9 protein-coding genes and 2 riboswitches are annotated in these 20,237 nt (G+C 49.3%); of the genes, 2 read left to right on the top strand and 7 right to left on the bottom strand.

Annotated elements, in window-relative coordinates; translation table 11 throughout:
- Positions 1–667: 667 nt before the first annotated feature.
- The 4 genes from BM331_RS07100 to BM331_RS07115 are packed head-to-tail and all read right to left on the bottom strand — an operon-like array spanning position 668 to position 6,012.
- Positions 668–3,016: a 5-oxoprolinase/urea amidolyase family protein gene (locus BM331_RS07100; protein ID WP_074928389.1), complete on the bottom strand. Its 2,349-nt coding sequence runs from the start codon at positions 3,014–3,016 to the stop codon at positions 668–670.
- A gap of 52 nt (positions 3,017–3,068) precedes the next feature.
- Positions 3,069–3,734 (bottom strand): urea amidolyase associated protein UAAP2, encoded by a 666-nt coding sequence (locus BM331_RS07105; protein WP_074928391.1) that lies wholly within the window; start codon positions 3,732–3,734, stop codon positions 3,069–3,071.
- Positions 3,731–4,459, bottom strand: coding sequence for an urea amidolyase associated protein UAAP1 (locus BM331_RS07110; protein WP_074928393.1), 729 nt, complete (start codon positions 4,457–4,459; stop codon positions 3,731–3,733). Before BM331_RS07110 ends, BM331_RS07105 begins: the two co-directional genes overlap by 4 nt.
- Positions 4,460–4,473: 14 nt before the next feature.
- Entirely contained in the window at positions 4,474–6,012 is a 1,539-nt protein-coding gene (locus BM331_RS07115; RefSeq protein WP_074928394.1) for an APC family permease, read from the bottom strand.
- Between the two features lie 268 nt (positions 6,013–6,280).
- A riboswitch (guanidine-I (ykkC/yxkD leader) is annotated at positions 6,281–6,382 on the bottom strand.
- Positions 6,383–6,679: 297 nt separating this feature from the next.
- Positions 6,680–6,783, top strand: a riboswitch (guanidine-I (ykkC/yxkD leader).
- 227 nt (positions 6,784–7,010) lie between these two features.
- On the opposite strand from BM331_RS07115, the gene uca reads away from it, so the two are divergent.
- Complete coding sequence (gene uca, locus BM331_RS07120; protein ID WP_074928487.1) at positions 7,011–10,631, top strand: urea carboxylase; 3,621 nt, start codon at positions 7,011–7,013, stop codon at positions 10,629–10,631.
- On the opposite strand, the gene BM331_RS07125 is transcribed toward uca, so the two are convergent.
- The 3 genes from BM331_RS07125 to BM331_RS07135 form a co-directional block, all read right to left on the bottom strand.
- Complete coding sequence (locus tag BM331_RS07125; RefSeq protein WP_074928489.1) at positions 10,619–11,986, bottom strand: transglycosylase SLT domain-containing protein; 1,368 nt, start codon at positions 11,984–11,986, stop codon at positions 10,619–10,621. The two genes, uca and BM331_RS07125, sit on opposite strands and share 13 nt — an antisense overlap.
- A 148-nt stretch (positions 11,987–12,134) precedes the next feature.
- Positions 12,135–13,268 (bottom strand): ribonucleotide-diphosphate reductase subunit beta, encoded by a 1,134-nt coding sequence (locus tag BM331_RS07130; protein ID WP_074928396.1) that lies wholly within the window; start codon positions 13,266–13,268, stop codon positions 12,135–12,137.
- 41 nt (positions 13,269–13,309) lie between these two features.
- Positions 13,310–16,183: a ribonucleoside-diphosphate reductase subunit alpha gene (locus tag BM331_RS07135; protein WP_074928398.1), complete on the bottom strand. Its 2,874-nt coding sequence runs from the start codon at positions 16,181–16,183 to the stop codon at positions 13,310–13,312.
- A 246-nt stretch (positions 16,184–16,429) separates the two neighbouring features.
- On the opposite strand from BM331_RS07135, the gene BM331_RS07140 reads away from it, so the two are divergent.
- Positions 16,430–19,870: an acyl-[ACP]--phospholipid O-acyltransferase gene (locus tag BM331_RS07140; protein WP_083414711.1), complete on the top strand. Its 3,441-nt coding sequence runs from the start codon at positions 16,430–16,432 to the stop codon at positions 19,868–19,870.
- Positions 19,871–20,237 lie beyond the last annotated feature (367 nt).

The following is a 20,237-nucleotide window of genomic DNA, read 5'->3' on the forward strand; positions in this document are numbered from 1 at the left end:
CGTCCGGTATTTACCGGCAACCTGTCGGCTTCGACAGGTACCACAGCAACACTGAAATAACCTGGTAGCGTTCTGATGAGGTGCCTAGATTTTCCTTTGCTGCTATCGCAACAATAGTGAGGAATTAACACCTGATACATTAATCAAGCAATTTATATGCCACTAATAGTATCTATCTGATTTAAAATAAGTAACAATGGAATGACCTTTACCATCTTGAGCACTATGTAAGAAAAACCGACAAATTATTCGGGCAACTCCAAATCTCTGCCTGGTACGGAAGCTTCACTCGTTTAAATTGCAGCCGTAGAATGATTGATGATATATGCGCTGCAGTGACCTGATTTTTATGAACAACCTGGAAATTTGCTCCGCTCTGATGTTATGTGATGCAACTAAAGCTGGCAGAAGCTAACGCAGATCAGATTTGCAGATGAAGGCGTTTATGGAGCAGAGTCAGGATTGGGATAAAGAGGACAAAATATGCGGTGGATTCTACTGATACGGCACAACGCAGAGTTAAAGATGGCAGATGCCTCTGGGACGGATCGTGTGACCGTATCCGCCCACAGGTCAAAAATCCGGCTTTTTATTACCCGGACAGGTTATGTCTTTGAGGAATTTTGCTTATGCTGAAAATTAATCATGACGTAACCAGAACGGAAGCTCAATGAGTGATATTCTTTACTCCTTCTTTGATCAGGAATAATACCTGCCTGGCGAAGACTTTACTTCCTGCTTTACCGAATATCTGTTGTACTACACCGCTGACAGGTGCTTTGATTGTGAATTCCATTTTCATTGATTCCAATACAGCCAGGTCATCCCCCGCACTCACGTGCCGTCCTTCGCTCACCAGCAATTTCCACACAATCCCGGTTAAGTGTGTGTTGACTGCACAGGTTCCTGCAGGGACAGCGATATTATCAGGCACCAAGTTGTTTTCCGGAGTTTCACTGGTCGTGTAATTTTCCTGACCTTCCGCTTTCCAGCGCTCACGCTCGGCTATGTAGGCAGCTTTCTGCTTTATTTTGAAGGCATCAATCGATGTGGCATGTTCTTTCAGGAAGTTGTTGTATTGCTTTAGATTGAAACGATCTTCTTCAATGCGCAGGCTAAATCTTCCATTCGGAAAATCTCTGCGCATTTCGGCCAGCTCTGCCTCTGTCACGGGGTAGAAGCGCACCTGATCAAAGAAACGCAGCAGCCAGGGTTTGCCCTCTTTAAAATCTTTTGTCTGAACATGGCTGTTCCACATCTGTACCGTACGGCCAACCAATTGATAACCACCCGGACTTTCCATGCCATAGACACACATGTAAGCGCCGCCAATCCCTACTGCATTCTCTGGCGTCCAGGTACGTGCCGGGTTGTATTTAGTGGTGACCAGGCGATGTCTCGGATCGACAGGCGTGCCTAGTGGCGCACCCAGATAGACATCCCCCAGTCCCATCACCAGATAGCTGGCATCAAAAACAATACGTTTGACGTCATCAATACTGTCCAATCCATTGATTCGTCGTATAAATTCTATATTATCCGGATTCCATGGTGCATCCTTACGCACAGATTGCATGTATTTCTTCATCGCCAGCTGAACGGATGAATCGTTCCAGGAGAGCGGCAGATGCACGATTCGTGTTGCTACTTCCATATTCTCAACGGAAGGCAGTTTTTTCTCTGCGAAAATCAGTGTATCCAGCAATCTGCTGCGTGGCAATATCCTGGAATCAAAGCGGATATGCAGTGAGCGGATACCGGGGGTTAAATCCACGATTCCCGGCAGGTCACCGCCCTCCACAGCCTGCTGTAACCATTCCATGAGCGCATGAATACGAAAACGCAGGTTGAAATCAAGCGTCATTGAGCCATATTCTACCAGCAGATTTTTGTCTCCCCCCTGCCGGTACACAACCTGCACTTGCTCGCCACTTTCAGGAATAGTGTGCAAAATCGGAGTATCAACTGCTATTGTTGTTTTTGTTTTGACCAATACCGGAGGCATTTCAACCGGGCGTAACTCGCTGATAAGGTTGTCTTGTGCCATTTCCAGTGCTGTTGCCTCATCCGCTGAAATACGATGGAAGGTAATGTAATCACCGGGTCGGAGCTGTCCCATTTTCCACTGCTCAGCATATGCAACCGTTACCAGACAGACAAACCCCCCCAGGCTGGGACCATCCGGTCCAAGGATAACCGGCAGATCTCCGGTAAAATCCACCGCGCCAATTGAATAGGGAACATCGTGCACATTGGAGGGATGCAGTCCAGCCTCTCCACCATCTGTCCTTGCCCATTCTGGTTTCGGGCCAATCAGGCGCACGCCGGTACGATCGGAGTTATGATGTACCACCCATTCAGCAGTAAAGAAACCCGTGACGCTTTTTTCTGTAAAGAAATCTGGCGCGCCATGCGGGCCATACAGCACTGCGATTTTCCAGTGGTGGGTATATTGCGGTACAGCTGCTTGCGGCAGTTCATGCGGAACATACTCTGCATGGGGGTCTGCTGCGATATTCAACATATCGCCTGCCTGCAGGATACGACCCTCATGTCCGCCAAACTGGCCCAGCATGAAGGTGGATTTACTGCCGAGATAATCCGGGACGTCAATGCCACCCCGTATTGCCAGGTAAACCCGACTGCCCTGATCCAGCACATCACCAAAAACGAGTAATGTCCCTGCTTCTACCTCGTGCGATTTCCATTGCGCTAATGGCTTTCCGTTCAATGTTACTTCGACGGGTGCGCCCGTCACTGCGATAACACTGTCGCAATGAATGCGCAGAGTCGGCCCCGCAAAAGTGATTTCAATAGCAGCCTGTCCTTCTTCATTTCCCACCAGGCGATTAGCGAGCCTGAATGCCAGACTATCCATCGGCCCGGAAGGTGGTACACCGATATTCCAGTAACCTCGCCTTCCGGGATAGTCCTGTATCGTGGTTTGTATTCCCGGTGTGACTACTTCAATAACAGGTTTGGCTGCTTTACTCGTACTTAACGTTTTATCGGACATTCTGTTCTCCATGCTCGGTAATGTCTGGTTCAAGGGCAAGGTTCAGCTGTTGTTACATTCTTGGCCAGATCAGCAGACGGATAGGGGTGGGGTTGTAGGCATTACACGGATTATTTAGCTGCGGGCAATTTGAAATCAATACCACCACATCCATTTCGGCGCGCATTTCCACATATTTTCCAGGTGCTGATACGCCATCGGCAAACTCCAGATTACCTTCTTCAGTCACTGGAACATTCATAAAGAAATTGATGTTGGCGGGGATATCGCGTTTGCTCATACCGAGTCGTTCACACACCGGATCATGCGCCAGGGCGTGCAGAAAACTATCCCGACAGCTGTGCATTGGGTATTTATCCGGCGCATAGCGAGTGGTATTGCTTTCAGCCGCGCAGGCGCCGCCCACCGTATCATGTCGTCCACAGGTATCCGCTGTAATGGTGAGCATGACATTACCAAAATTGGAATATAGCTTGCTGCCGGTTGTCAGGTACAGACTATGTTGCCGGCGTATGGTATCGGATGCACTGTAACGTTCCATTGCATCCTGTGCGTTGTAAAAAAGCGTATCGACCGCCTGATTGCCTTCAAGATCAACGATGCGGAATGTTTGCCCTTTTTTTATTTCCTTGACCCACGGCTCGCCTGCAGCACAGATTTCGTTGACGACTGCAAGATCGGGATTCAATGTGCTTTTAACCAGGTTTTCTGTGCTCATTTTTCACCTCCATAAGCATAAAGACGTCGAGTGTTTTCCAGTGCGCGTGCATTCTCCGCAATGTGGGTGCATGCATTTTCTGCGGCGGATGGCGATGGGAATACTGCCAGATCAATCGCGCCAGGGTGATAGGTTTCTGCCGGATCAAGCGGATGCGGGGCTGCAGATAACACGACCAGTGTGTCCATTACAAAGACCAGATCCACATAGTCTCTTGCTTTGCTGTGATTGACATGAAATTGCAATTCTCCAGACGGGCCGGCAGTTACCTTGCTGAAAAAGTTGATGTTGGGTACTACGTCACGCCTGCCCAGCCCCCACTTTCCCAGCTCAACCAGCATGCCGTCAAGTCCGCTGCGATACATGTCGTTACGCAGTTCCTGATATCGGCCAAGGCCGAATTTCTGGTGTATCAGCTCAGCATCACTCAGACCGCAGACTGTATCATTCCAGCCTGCAGTATCTTCAGTGATGCAACAAAAAACCCGTCCCATATCGGAATGGCAGGCATGGCCTTTGGTTAAGTGGAATGTATGCTGTGTTTTAAGCGTATCTGCCATGTTGTAACGCTCCAGTTTTTCTTCCAGGTTGTAAAACAGAACAGCGGCATTGGCACCTCCTGCCGCGTCTGTCAAGCGCAACGTGGTTCCTCGACGTACAATTCCCGACCAGTGACACCCGCCGGGAATATGTGTTTCCCAAAGATACTGAGTAATCTGATTCATACCTTCACTCCTCGTTACAGTGTATTTCTGTCAACCTGCTTCCGGATACCACCCGGAGCAGTAATGCCCAAAACCTTTTTTATCGCGCGCTTATACCCCGTTTGCACATGCAACGTTGTCAGAATCAACAGGGTACCCAGCACGAGTGGCACCGCCCAGAGCTGCCACCAGCTTGCCCCCGGAGCGGCTATATAATCGCGTGGCCAGCCGATGTTGATCAGCTCGAATAACGCCCAGATAAAAGCCACGACATTGATCGCCAGCCCCCATCTTCCCAGCCGAAGTGCGCCCAGTGCGGGATTCCATCGGCCAGTGAGCCGCGCATACAAACCCACCCCCGTTGTCATAGAAAACATGGCGTACAGCCCTCCTGTCCCGAAAGCAATAATGGTTGCTACAGCACCATCATTTAGTCCAAAGAGCAGACCGAGCCCGGCCATCAGTACGGTTCCGGCGATTGCATTGCGAGGCAGTTGTGTTTTTCTTGTGACACGCGAAAAAAAAGCAGGCAGATTACCTTCACGCGCCATCGAGAAAACAATGCGTGAGGCGTAATTAACTACTGATGATCCGCAGGAAAGAAAGGCCATCATCACAATCACCAGAAACGGCTTGGCAGCCCAGGCTCCGATTGTGCTGGCAATAATTGGTGAGATGGGGTCGGAAGTAGCACTGGCCTCAATCAGCGTAGCGTGATTAACCGACAACATCAGTGCAGAAGAATTGAAAAGTACCACACTCCCCACCGCTAGCAAGGACAGAAAGATGGCGCGTGGAATAACTCTCTCAGGATTATGCGCTTCTTCAGCAATAGTGGAGCAGGAATCAAATCCGATAAATGCCCAGCCCGCAATGGCCAGTGCCGCCAGGAAAGCAGTCATGCTGGTGGGTGCAAGCCCCGTTCCCAAATGCTGGAACAATTCGGAAATGGGGTTGATACGGAAGAAGAAAAACAGGATTAGTGCTACACATATCGAGCCCAGTACTTCAGCACTGACGCCGAGTAAGTTGATTATCTTGTAAATTCGCTGATTAACAATATTAACCAGCGTGCAAATCAACAGGAACACACCACCCCAGATAACTGCTGAAGTACCTTGTGTATCTCCACCCATGACTACCGCAGAAAGCCACATCCCTCCTGTATAGGCAGTCGTGGTCAGCATGGCAATCACCGAACTGACATAAATGATTCCAGCATATTGGCCTGTCTTTGGACCTATCAAATGCCTGGACCATTTGTAGGCACCACCGGCGATGGGAAACTGTGATGAAAGCTCGGCATAGACAGTTGCTACCGTAAGCTGCATGAATAGACTCAGGATAAGTGCGGCAATCCATCCTCCGCCTGTTACCAGATTCTCTACACCAAAAATAGCGTATAACCCTACTACCGGCGATACGACCGAGAACCCCAGTGTGCAACAGTTCCAGACACTCATGCAGCGACGAAGCTGTCCTGTTTCGTGGGTGTTTCCGTATTCTGTTTCAGTTCCGTCAGCCGACCTGCTATCTGCCGCAGAAAATAAGTTGTTCTCTTTTACTGCTGTCATATAGTTCTTCTCTTGAAGGTTAAGGGCATTATGTGCTACTGGAGACAACAAAATTTACTGCCGGGAAATTAATTGCAGCTGCGGAAGCCCGCAACCTGGGAGTATCTGAACAGGGAAAACTGATATGCAATCGCACGCAAACCGCCCAATAATATAGTCAGCGGTTAATGCAAAAGGATAAATGAATGAAGGATTTGAATATTGAACAGTAGTACGTGAGTGCGATAACTTTTCCATTGTAGGTTCCGGGAGTTAATGTAAGAACATAACCTCCCGGGCTTTTATCCCTCCGTGGAACCCTCTTGAAAGGGCCCGAAACCCTCGGACCAGTCACTTTCCTTGGAAAGCCGGAACCCTAGTTTCGTAAAGTAGCTGTACCTCTGATTACTTTACTTGCTGTGAGAGAATCCGGATTAGATTCAGTCACTACACGCAAAAATATAGTTTCATTATATACATCAAAATTTTTGAAATACAAGAAGAATATTGTGTGTTTTAGTAGAGATAATTAGGTGATTCATCACACATAGCCTCAGTTTATTGATATTTCAAAGAAATTAAGAGAAATATTGTGATTTCAGGAAAGATTCGCTACTCTTGACGTTGCATTTTTATTTCAACGAGTGGAGCAAAGTTGCTGCTATGAATTTTGTACTGGCTGGTTGAAATTATTTTGGGCTAGGGTTCCGGCTTTCCAAGGGAAGTGACTGGTCCGGGAGCCCGAGGCTTCTCCACAACGAAGCGCCACGGAGGGACAAAAGCCCGGGAGATTACATAATGCCGTGCATTATTGGTTTCGGTTATTTTCCGATTATCTGGAGATTTGTTATATGTATCACCTGCTTTTTTTACCTTTCTTTTCAATAACTCGCCCATTTACCTGATGATCAGGCATTTTTAGATTACCTTGATAGCACCAGTATTTATTTTGTTGACATAGTCAGCATGTGCCGTGATATGGCTTGTTTAATCATGTGGAGCCTACAGTAGGAGAACCTGTGTTTACAAAAATTCTGATTGCCAATCGTGGCGCTATCGCCTGTCGTGTTATTCGTACCTTGCGCCGTATGAAAATCGGCAGCGTGGCTGTTTTTACGAAAGCCGATGCGTTGTCGCGACACGTGCTGGATGCCGATGAAAGTATTTGTATTGGTGAAGGACTGGCCAGTGAAAGTTATCTGCGCACCGACAAAATACTGGATGCTGCACACCAGACAGGCGCCCAGGCGATCCATCCAGGGTACGGATTTCTGAGCGAAAACGCTCAGTTTGCCGAGCAATGTTCGGCACAAGGAATTTGTTTTCTGGGCCCCACACCCGAGCAGATGCGTACGTTTGGCCTGAAGCATACTGCCCGTATGCTGGCACAGCAGTTTAATGTGCCGATGCTGCCGGGTACCGGATTGCTGGAGAATATCGAAGCAGCCTGCCAGGAAGCACAGCAGATTGGCTACCCAGTCATGCTAAAGAGTACGGCAGGGGGGGGCGGGATTGGTATGCGCTTGTGCCGCAACCAACAGGAACTGATTAACACCTACGAATCCGTCAAGAATCTGGCACAAAGCAACTTTAGCAATGCCGGTTTGTTTCTGGAAAAATATATTGATCAGGCCCGTCATATTGAAGTGCAGATTTTCGGTGATGGCCAGGGGAAAGTAATTGCGTTGGGAGAGCGTGATTGCTCCATGCAGCGGCGCAATCAGAAGGTAATCGAAGAAACACCTGCGCCAGGTCTGTCGCCAGCAACTCGCACAGCACTGCAGGAAACAGCTATGCGCCTGGGTGAATCGGTTCAATACCAGTCCGCTGGCACAGTGGAGTATGTTTACGATGCCGTCGCCGACCAGTTTTATTTCCTGGAGGTTAATACCCGGCTACAGGTGGAACATGGTGTGACCGAGATGGTGACCGGTATTGATCTGGTTGAATGGATGATTCTGCTTGGCGCTAATGCATTACCGCCGCTGGAATCATTTGACATTCGACCACAAGGGATTTCCATGCAGGCGCGTGTATACGCGGAAAACCCGGCGAAAGATTTCCAGCCATCCAGTGGTTTGTTGAGTGCAGTTGAATTTCCGGAATCTGCACGAGTTGAAACCTGGGTGGATGCAGGCTGTGAAGTACCGGCCTTTTATGATCCAATGCTGGCCAAAATCATCGTGCATGCCGCAGATCGTGATCAGGCCATTAATCGTTTGGTCGCTGCACTGGATAAAACTATCCTCTATGGTATTGAAACTAATCTGGATTACCTCAGACAGGTGTTATCCGGAACAGTATTTCGCAGTGGACAAGTCAGCACGCAATACCTTGCCGGGTTTCGCTACCAGCCGCATTCCCTGGATGTGCTGAACGCCGGTGTACAAACGACGGTACAGGATTATCCTGGCAGAACTGGTTATTGGAACGTAGGTGTACCGCCCTCCGGGCCGATGGACAGCCTAGCTTTTCGTTTGGCTAATCGGCTGGTCGGCAATCCGGATAGTGCTGCAGGACTGGAAATTACTCTGTCTGGACCCACACTGCGCTTCAACTGTAACAGTCTCATTACAGTATGCGGTGCGCCGATCGATGTCTGGCTGAATAGTGAGCCGCTGCAGTTGTGGCAATCCCATTTTATTCAAGCAGGTTCATTGCTGCGGTTTGGCAAAATCCGCCAATCTGGTAGCCGCTCCTATCTGGCTGTTCAAAGAGGAATTCAGGTACCGGATTACCTGGGCAGCAAGTCCACCTTTACGTTGGGACAGTTCGGCGGGCATGCCGGACGTGCGCTGCGGGCCGGAGATGTGTTGCATATCCTGCCCGCAGAAGAAACTGTACCCAGTGTGCTGCCGTCCAAGTGCATTCCGCGTTACACCGATCATTGGGAAATTGGCGTGCTGTACGGCCCGCATGGCGCACCGGATTTCTTTACTGAAGCAGACATTGATATATTTTTTGCGACGGACTGGAAGGTACATCACAATTCCAGCCGTACCGGCGTGCGCCTGATTGGCCCCAAACCACAATGGGCGCGCAAGGACGGAGGGGAAGCTGGGCTGCATCCATCGAATATCCATGACAATGCCTACGCGATCGGCACGATTGATTTTACTGGCGATATGCCTATCATTCTCGGCCCGGATGGCCCCAGTCTGGGTGGATTTGTCTGCCCAGCTGTGATCGTACAGGCAGAATTATGGAAAATTGGCCAACTTAATCCGGGCGACAGTGTACGTTTTTACCCGCTGACAGCGGAACATGCACTACTGCTGGAAAAACAGCAAGACAGCATGATTCAGGAACCGGATACTTTCACACTTGCAGCGTCTGATGCGCCTGTGCACACGGTTAATCGGGGCGATCCTGTATTACACCGGATTTCTGCAAGTCACGAGCAGGTACAAGTAGTGTACCGACAGTCCGGAGACAAATATCTGCTGATTGAATATGGCGAACCGGTACTTGATATTGCATTGCATCTCCGCGCACATGCTCTGATGACCTGGCTGCAACAACATATCGATCAAGGGAATTTGTCCGGAATTCTTGATATTACGCCTGGCATTCGCTCTTTACAGATCCATTTTGATTCACGACTGCTGGCACGTGATCAGCTCCTGGAGAGACTCATTGCTGCCGAGCAGAATTTGCCGGCCATTGATAATATAGAAATCCCCTCGCGTATCGTGCATCTGCCGCTTTCCTGGGATGATGCTGCCACACGGCTTGCAATTGAGAAATATATGCAATCCGTCCGGCAAGATGCTCCCTGGTGTCCAAGTAATATTGAATTTATCCGGCGTATCAACGGGTTGGACAGTATTGATGAGGTCAAACGTATTGTTTTTGATGCCAGCTATCTGGTTCTGGGGCTGGGAGATGTTTACCTGGGTGCGCCAGTTGCTACACCAGTTGATCCACGCCATCGGCTCGTCACCACCAAATACAATCCGGCACGTACCTGGACGCCGGAAAATGCAGTCGGAATCGGGGGAGCCTATCTGTGTATTTATGGCATGGAGGGCCCGGGCGGGTATCAGTTTGTCGGGAGAACGGTGCAGATGTGGAACCGTTATCGTCAAACACGCGATTTTACTGCCGGTAAACCATGGTTGCTGCGTTTTTTTGACCAGATCCGGTTTTATCCTGTTTCAGAGCGTAAGCTGCTTGAATTACGTCAGGATTTTATTACGGGCCGTTTCACGCTGCGTACCGAGGATACGACCTTCAATCTACGCGCTTACCAGACATTTCTACAGCAGCACGCAGACAGTATCAAGACATTCAAATCTCAGCAGCAAAAAGCGTTTGAGGCTGAGCGCAAACGCTGGCAGACAGAGAATATAAAGGATGATATTGGCGAAGATATATCCGATAGCACTCACGCAGAAAAAGAGATCAGCTTGCCGGATGGTGCATATGCTGTCAGTTCGGATGTGACCGGCACTGTATGGAAGCTGTTGATTGAAACCAGGCAATCAGTCAATATTGGAGATCCGATTATCGTCATTGAATCCATGAAAATGGAAATCACCCTGAGTGCGCCTGTCAGCGGGATCGTGCAACAAGTCAGCTGCAAGCAGGGAGATTATGTATGTTCCGGTCAGCTGTTGCTGATTGTTCAGGAGGAATAAGGGCTATTGAAGGGCGCGGTCAGCTTGAGCGTCAATTTCTGCCCAATAGAAAGCCGGTCGCTCCCCTTGTTCCATGAACGAACAGTGTTGATATCAATTCCATAGCGCCTGGCAATCGCCTGAAGTGTATCTCCCTTTCTGACGGTGTATACGAAGTGTTCTGTCCGGGAAGGCTTCGCTGATGTCTTGAGCAGGTTGTGCGCCAGATAGGTTCTTTCCCTGATGCTGTTACCGTCACGTGGCACCAGCAGTGTCTGCCCTTTTTTCAGCACGGCTCGCTCGGAGATACCATTGGTCTCAGCCAGCTTTGCAACCGGGATACGATACCGATTGGATAAATCCTGCAAGGTATCTGCTGGCTGAGCCTGATAAACACGCCACGAAACCAGTGCTTTATCATAATTTTCAAGATTATCTACAAAAGTTTTGACCTTGGTGATGGGCAACAGCAAGGCGCGTGGAGATCCTTCTGCCTTGATGACAGGCCGGTGATATGCCGGATTCAAGGCATTAAATTCATTTTCTGAAATTCCGGCAAGCCTGGCAGCCAGTTGAACGTCAATCTGCTGGGTGATTGTAATTTGCTCGAAGTAAGGCCGGTTTGGGATGGGTTTTAGCTTGATGCCGTAACGGTGAGGATGGGCAATGATATTTTTGATGGCAATCAGCTTGGAGACATAGTTTCTGGTTTCGGCGGGAAGGTCAATATGCTGGTAGCTGATCGATTTATTCCCACCGTGATTTTCGTCAATCGCTTTTTTCAGAGATCCTTGGCCCCAGTTATATGCAGCTAGTGCCAGCTTCCAGTTACCAAACATTTTGTGGAGCATCTGCAGGTAATCCAGCGCTGCCTGAGTGGCGGCGATGATATCGCGTCGTTCGTCATGCCACCAGTTTTGTTCCAATCCAAATGCTTTTGCCGTCGAGGGGATAAATTGCCACAATCCTGCTGCATGTCTGTGAGAGTAGGCATCCGGATCAAAAGCACTTTCAATGATCGGCAGTAACGCAATCTCGGCCGGCATATGTCGCCGCTCCACTTCTTCGATGATATAAAACAGATAGCGCTGACTGCGCTCAACGACATGATCTATAAACCGCTGGTTTTTACTGAAATTGCTTTCGTGGAGTCGGACTTCCTGGCTTTGTGTATTGGTCAGAGAGAATCCAGCCCGTACGCGCATCCATAGATCATCTTGCTGTTTGTGTGATTGTGCCTGATACGACTTTGTTTCCAGAACGGTAATACCGTTATTATTTTCTAAAGATCTGTTGGCTTGCGCCGTAACAGGAGGGGACGACGTTAATACTACTGCGGCAATCAATGCCAGTAAGGTATTCGATTTTGTCTTCATCCGGAATAAAATGAACGGTTCGCTCGCATAATTGTTTTTCTGAAAATAAAAAAGGCTGGTCACCTCTATTTTTGAATTTTAAAGTGAACCAGCCGGCCCGTCCAATATTCTACACCATTTTTTAATCGACAATCGATTGATCAGTATTTTAATCCCAGCTTAATACGCCTCCCGTCTGGTATTCAATTACGCGGGTTTCAAAGAAGTTTTTTTCTTTTTTCAAATCAACCATTTCTGACATCCACGGGAAAGGGTTGCCTGCTTCGGGAAATAATGGATCAAGCCCGATCTGATGGCTACGGCGATTGATAATGAAGCGCAGATATTCCTTGAACATGGGTGCATTCAATCCCAGTACGCCGCGCGGCATGGTATCTTCCGCGTAACGGTACTCCAGCTCCACCGCCTTGCGCATGAGCGCACTGATTTCTTCCCGAAACTCGCGCGTCCATAAATGCGGGTTTTCCAGCTTTATCTGGTTGATGACATCGATGCCAAAATTACAATGCATGGATTCATCACGCAAAATGTACTGATACTGCTCGGCAGCCCCGGTCATCTTATTTTGCCGGCCCAGCGACAGAATCTGCACAAATCCAACATAGAAAAACAGCCCTTCCATAATGCAGGCAAACACAATCAGACTTTTCAGCAGTTGCTGATCAGTTTCCAGCGTGCCTGTCTGAAATGTGGGATTCGTTAATGTGTCGATGAATGGAATCAGAAACTCGTCCTTGTCCCGAATGGTTTTTATCTCATTGTACGAATTAAATATTTCACCCTCATCCAGACCAATTGATTCGACAATATATTGATAAGCGTGCGTGTGAATTGCTTCCTCGAAAGCCTGACGCAATAAATACTGGCGGCATTCGGGATTGGTAATGTGCCGGTAGGTTCCCAGCACGATATTGTTGGCCGCCAGTGAATCAGCCGTGACGAAAAAACCGAGATTACGCTTTACTATGAGGCGCTCATCCTCTGTCAGGCCATTGGGATCTTTCCACAGGGCAATATCACGCGTCATGTTGATTTCTTGCGGCATCCAGTGGTTAGCACAGGCTGACAGATATTTTTCCCAGGCCCATTTGTATTTAAACGGCACCAGCTGATTAACATCCGCCTTGCAATTGATAATGCGCTTGTCTTCCACGGAAACCCGGCGATGACTTTCTGCTGGTATTTCTTCGTGCAGCTCTTGCTGTTCAGTGGTTATTTTTTGTGTGTGGGCACTTGCCGGGATATTTCCCGGCTGAAATATTTCATCTTCAAAGGTCAACATAACTCTGCTCCATCCATTAATCTAGGGAAATTTTTCAATACTTACTGGCATGCTTCGCATTCAGGATCGTCGATCGCACACTGTTTTGTGGCTGAATGGATTTGCCCTGAATTGTCCATATGTTCATTTTGCTGGGTAGGGACTGCGTTTAGCGTGCCGGTATGCACCGTTGATTTTTCTGCAGTAGTTGCTCCCATGGAACGCAGATAATAAGTTGTCTTGAGGCCACGCAACCAGGCAAGCCGGTACAGATCATCCATTTTTTTACCGGAAGCGCCTGCCATGTACAGATTCAGTGATTGCGCCTGATCAATCCATTTTTGTCTTCTGGCAGCTGCCTCAACCAGCCATCGGGGATCAATCTCAAATGCGGTAGCGTAAAGAGCACGCAGATTTTCAGGAATCCGGTCAATTTTGCTGGCGGCGCCATCGTAGTGTTTAAGATCTGCGATCATGACTTCATCCCATAAATCCTGCTTCTTGAGATCATTGACCAGCGATTGATTAACGACTGTAAATTCGCCGGAAAGATTAGATTTGACATACAGATTCTGGTAGGTGGGTTCGATGCTGGCAGAAACACCAATAATATTGGAAATCGTTGCGGTGGGGGCAATCGCCAGGCAATTGGAATTGCGCATGCCGTACTGTTTGATCCGCTCACGTAAAGGGGTCCAATCCAGCGTGGACGAGGTATCGGCCTCCACATGGCCACCACGTTCCTCCTGCAACAACGTCAGCGAATCCTGTGGCAAGATACCGCGCTCCCACAAACTGCCGTGATAGGTGGCATAGGTGCCGCGCTCTTCAGCCAGTTCAGTAGATGCCCAGTAGGTGTGATAGGCAACTGCTTCCATTGAGCTATCAGCAAATTCAACCGCTTCGCGGGATGCATAGGAAATCCCCAGTTTATGCAGGCAATCCTGAAATCCCATGATGCCCAGCCCGACCGGTCGATGGCGTAAATTGGCATTGCGTGCTTTTGCCACTGCGTAGAAATTGATGTCGATCACATTGTCCAGCATGCGCATGGCCGTGGCGACTGTCTGCTTGAGCTTGGTCAGATCCAGTTTGCCATCCACAATATGTGCCGGCAGATTGATCGACCCCAGGTTGCATACGGCAATTTCCTTTTCATTGGTATTCAGCGTAATCTCGGTACACAGGTTGGAGCTGTGCACCACACCGACATGATTTTGCGGCGAGCGGATATTGCATGGATCCTTGAATGTGATCCACGGATGGCCGGTTTCAAACAGCATCGTCAGCATCTTGCGCCACAGTTGCCGGGCCGGGATACGCTTATGCAGCGCCAATCTGCCCTGCGCCGCCTGCTCTTCATAAGCAATATAGGCTTCTTCAAATGCCTTGCCATATTTCTCGTGCAGATCCGGTGTGTCAGAAGGTGAAAACAGTGTCCATTCCTGATCCTCCAGCATGCGCTTCATGAATAGATCCGGCACCCAGACAGCGGTATTCATGTCATGCGTCCGCCGCCGATCATCGCCAGTATTTTTGCGCAACTCCAGAAATTCTTCGATATCAAGATGCCAGGTTTCCAGGTAGGCACAAACCGCTCCTTTGCGCTTGCCACCTTGATTAACGGCCACCGCCGTATCAGAAACCACCTTGAGAAAAGGTACTACGCCTTGCGATTTGCCGTTGGTACCCTTGATGCGCGCCCCCATTGCCCGGACTGGTGTCCAGTCATTACCCAGCCCACCCGCGAACTTGGACAGCAAGGCGTTCTCCTTAATGGCTTCGTAGATACCATCCAGACTGTCCGGCACCGTGCTCAGATAGCACGAGGATAGTTGCGAGCGTCGTGTGCCGGAGTTAAACAATGTTGGTGTTGAACTCATGAAATCAAATTTCGACAGCAGATGATAAAACTCGATGGCACGTGCTTCGCGATCAATTTCATTCAGCGCCAGTCCCATGGCCACACGCATGAAGAATGCCTGTGGCAGCTCAATACGCCGTTCAGAAATATGCAAAAAATACCGGTCATACAAAGTTTGCAGGCCGAGGTAGCCAAATTGCAGATCTCGATCCGCCACCAGTGTTTCTGACAACCGTGTCAGATCAAATTGACCCAGCCGCTCATCCAGCAGTCCGGCTTCCATCCCTTGTCGGATAAAACCTGGAAAGTAATCGGCATAGCGTGACTGCATGGCCTCATGGGAAACATCTTCACCCAGCACTTCATGGCGAATATTGTCCAGCAGCAGTCTGGCTGTCACAAAGCTATAGGCGGGTTCTTTTTCGATCAGTGCGCGCGCAGATAAAATGGCAGATTTTCTGACTTCTTCCGCAGGTACGCCATCATATAAATCTCTCAGCATTGCTTTGACAATCAACCCTGCATTGACGACATTCCCCAAGTGCTGGCAAGCCGATTCAATGCGTGCTGTCAGTCGGGCTGGATCCAATGGAATTCTTTGCCCATTTTCCACAACATGCAGCACCGCTGTCTGGGTAGAAGTCGGCTGTTCTTTCTGTTGTCTTGCCCGTTCACGCGCCCGCTCCTCGCGGTACAGCACATAGGCGCGCGCAACGTCATGATCACCCGAGCGCATCAGCGCCAGTTCTACCTGATCCTGAATATCCTCGATATGAAACGTGCCTCCCCCCGGGCGGCGGCCGGTCAGTGCATGCACCACTTCGCCGGTCAGCTGTGCCACGATCTCGCGCATACTGGAGGAAGCTGCGCTTTGTCCACCGCGTACCGCGATAAACGCTTTGGTCATCGCAATGGAAATTTTGCCCGGTTCAAACGCCACTACGGCACCATTGCGGCGGATCACTTTGTATTGGGAATAATCCTGCCGGATTGCCGGCAAATCAGTCATCTCTTCCAGAAAATTTTTCTGAAGAATAGAGGAGGATGAAGGGGTGTCTGTGGCGAGCTGCATGATCTATTTCTCCTATTCAATCCGGGTGTGCTGTTAATTGAAAAAATGACTAAAAACAAGTGATTGCAATGAAAATGACAATAACTGTCAAATGGTTTGAACCACAATATATTGTGGTACGGAAGGTTAAATAATGGTACCTGTTGTGCATGTCGATTGTCAACAGCAGATGACGCCGTATTAGACGCTATGGTTTCCGGGGAGAGTTCCCTATAATCGAAAGATCACTATCCGAGAAGGTTTGCCATGCATTCAAGTCAGTGGAAACTGCTTTCAAGCAGACGTTTTTTACCTTTTTTTGCTACTCAATTTTTGGGTGCGTTTAATGACAACGTCTTCAAAAATGCGCTGGTGATTCTGATTACCTATACCGCTATGGATAATGCGGGTTTGGGTCCGCAGATCATGGTCACATTGGCAGCCGGTATTTTCATCCTGCCGTTTTTCATTTTTTCTGCGGTTGCCGGTCAACTGGCGGATAAATGGGACAAGGCGCAGCTGATCCGCTATGTCAAATTCGTCGAAATTATTCTGATGGGCGGAGCTGCCGCCGGGTTTTATCTGGACAGCGTCATGCTGCTGATGGCGATCCTGTTTTTAATGGGCACACACTCTGCCTTTTTCGGGCCGTTGAAATACAGCATCCTGCCAGATCAGTTGCAAGAAGATGAATTGATCGGCGGCAATGCGCTGGTTAGTGCCGGAACATTTATTGCCATCCTGCTCGGTACAATCATAGGTGGATTACTTATTCTGGCTGAACAAGGGGGATGGATTGTATCCGGTATCGTAATTGGCGCGGCATTGGCAGGCTGGTTATTCAGCCTGTTTATTCCCCCGGTTCAACCGGCTGCAGCGGATACAACAGTCAGCTGGCATCTTCTCCAAGACACGCGCACAATCATTCAGCAAGCTCGGCAGAACAGCACAGTGTTTCACGCCATTCTCGGGATATCGTGGTTCTGGCTGTTTGGTGCTACATTTTTGTCGCAGTTTCCCACCTTCGCCAAGGAAATTATCGGTGGGAATGAACAGGTTGTTACGCTGTTCTTAACGCTCTTTTCGGTGGGGATCGGCATCGGTGCCCTGCTGTGCGACAAGTTGCTCAAGGGGAAAGTGGCTGCCACTTATGTGCCTTTGGGTGTGCTGGGCATGACGTTCTTCACAACTGATCTGTATTTTGCCAGCACGTCACTTGCACCTGCGGCAGGCGGGGAACTCATCAGCGCGCTGAGTTTTCTGGAATCATTCGCTCACTGGCGAATCCTGCTGGATCTGCTGGTCATCTCGATCAGTGGCGGGCTTTACATCGTGCCGTTGTATGCCATTGTGCAGAACTACGCGGAAGCCTCCCACCGATCACGTGCCATTGCCGCCAATAACATCATGAATGCGCTGTTCATGGTGGTTTCCACCCTGGGAATCAGCGTGATGCTGGCACTAGATTTTACTGTTCCCGAGGTATTCCTGACGATTGCACTGCTCAATGGTCTGGTGGCAATCTACATTGCAAAATTGTTGCCGTACGAATTGGCCAAATCCATTTTGCAGTGGGCCTTTCATACCTTTTACCGCCTGAAAATCAAGGGACTGGAACATTACCAGCAGGCGGGAGAAAGGGTATTGATCGTTGCCAATCACCTGTCATTTCTGGATGCTGCGCTGCTGAGCATTTGTTTTCCGGAACGCCTGTGTTTTGCCATCAACTCCAATATCGCCCGGAAGTGGTGGGTTCGACCATTCCTGTTTCTGGCTGATACGGTGACGGTGGATCCCGTCAATCCTCTTTCTACACGCCTGCTGATTGAACGGGTTAAAAAAGGTGACAGAGTGGTAATTTTCCCAGAAGGACGGCTGACAATGACCGGAGCACTCATGAAAATCTATGAAGGCCCGGCCATGATTGCGGATAAAGCCGGCGCAAAATTGTTGCCAGTCAGCCTGTCAGGTCCGCAATACACACCTTTTTCCCGCTTGAAAGGCAAAGTGAGAATACGCTGGTTTCCCGGCATCACCATCACCGTCATGCCACCGGAAAGTTTTGGTTTGCCGGATTCTATCCGGGGTAAACGCCGTCGTCGCGCTGCCGGATTGAAACTGTATGACATCATGACCACAACTGTCTTTCAGAGTAATGCCCTGCGGCAAACTCTGTTTCAATCCTTGCTCGATGCAGCCGCCACACATGGCAGAAAGCATGTTATCGCAGAGGATATTGAACGCCGCCCACTGAATTATTCGCAATTAATCACATGCAGCTTCATTCTGGGAACTGTTTTGCGCCGCCATACGCACACACAGGAAAATGTGGGGATCATGCTGCCCAACATGGTGAATAACCTGATCTGTTTTTTCTCGCTGCATGCGTTCGGGCGCGTGCCCGCCATGCTGAATTTTTCTGCCAGTTCCAGAAATCTGGTGATGGCTTGCCGGATTGCACAGATCCGGACAGTCATTACCGCACGCAGATTTATTGAAGTAGCAAAACTGAGCGGACAGATTGACAGCCTGAAAGCGCAGCGGATCAACCTGATTTATCTGGATGATCTGCCGCGCCAGGTGCACTGGTGGCAGAAGCTGATGGGACTGGTGGCAGGCTGGCTACCCGGAATATGTTATCGTCTGACGGATTCCCGGCGCGATCCGGATGCACCGGCTGTGGTTCTGTTTACTTCCGGCTCCGAAGATACGCCCAAGGGGGTTGTACTCAGCCATACCAATCTACAGGCAAATCGCTTTCAGGTATCTGCCCGGATTGATTTCGGCCCGAGCGATCTGGTATTCAATGCCTTGCCGATCTTTCACTCTTTTGGCTTGACGGGTGGCACATTGCTGCCAGTGTTGTCCGGTATCCGGGTCTTTTTGTATCCATCACCGCTGCATTACCGGATTATCCCCGAGCTGATCTATGATACCAACGCCACCCTGATGTTTGGCACGGATACCTTTCTTGCCGGCTATGCGCGCTATGCCAATGCTTACGATTTTTACAGCATTCGTTATGTATTCGCCGGTGCTGAAAAATTGCGGGAAAGCACACGCAGACTCTGGTCAGAAAATTTTGGTGTACGTATTTTTGAAGGCTACGGCACGACGGAGACTGCCCCTATCCTCAGTTTAAATACGCCGATGCATAACCATCCCGGCTCAGTGGGTCGCCTGTTGCCAGGTATTCGCAGCAGACTGGAACCCGTTGCGGGAATCAGCCAGGGTGGCAGATTGTTGGTATCTGGCCCGAATGTGATGCTGGGCTATTATCTGGCCGCCAATCCCGGCATGATCGTACCGCCCGCCGAAGGCTGGCATGATACCGGTGACATCGTTGCAGTTAACGAAGAAGGCTATATTTTCATCAAAGGACGCGCCAAGCGGTTTGCCAAAATCGGTGGAGAAATGATTTCATTGACAGCGGTAGAGGAAGCCATCAATCGGCTATGGCCAGGTTATGGCCATGCTGTAATCCAGCTTCCTGATGCGAAGAAAGGTGAGCAGATCGTGCTAATTACCACCCGCCAGCAAGCAGATCGAAGCGAAATCATCACTTATTTCAGCAAAAATGATCTGGGAGAACTGGGAATCCCACGGAACATTTTGTACATCGACAAACTGCCGTTACTGGCAACGGGTAAAATCGATTACGTACTGTTACACGAATGGGTGCAGCAGCCAGACAAAAATCCTGGTTAGCGATTATTAATAAAACAGATCGCCCTTTCATTATGCGGTACGCCTGGATCATCTGGGATATAGCGGTTTTATAGCAGATCGTGCCATAAACAGCAGATAACTGGCCAATTATGGCCGTACTACCTGCTCTTCAGACAAGTGGTATTTGTTTCAGCTTGTTTGAGCGCTATAATCAGCGGCTTGAAAAAATCCTGGCCGGACAGAGTGCAGCCAGCGTTGCTTGCTTACAGTGTTATACAGCAACGAAATGAAGGCTTGGCAACTTGACCGGCGACACGCCTTCCTGTCTTTACACTCTACAAAAGCTACATAGCAAGCGGATAACGAATTTCGTACTGCAAAGAGCTTGCTGGTTCTGCTGACCAAG

This window comes from Nitrosomonas eutropha, assembly GCF_900116685.1.
In the GTDB taxonomy this organism is placed as follows: Bacteria; Pseudomonadota; Gammaproteobacteria; order Burkholderiales; family Nitrosomonadaceae; genus Nitrosomonas; species Nitrosomonas eutropha_A.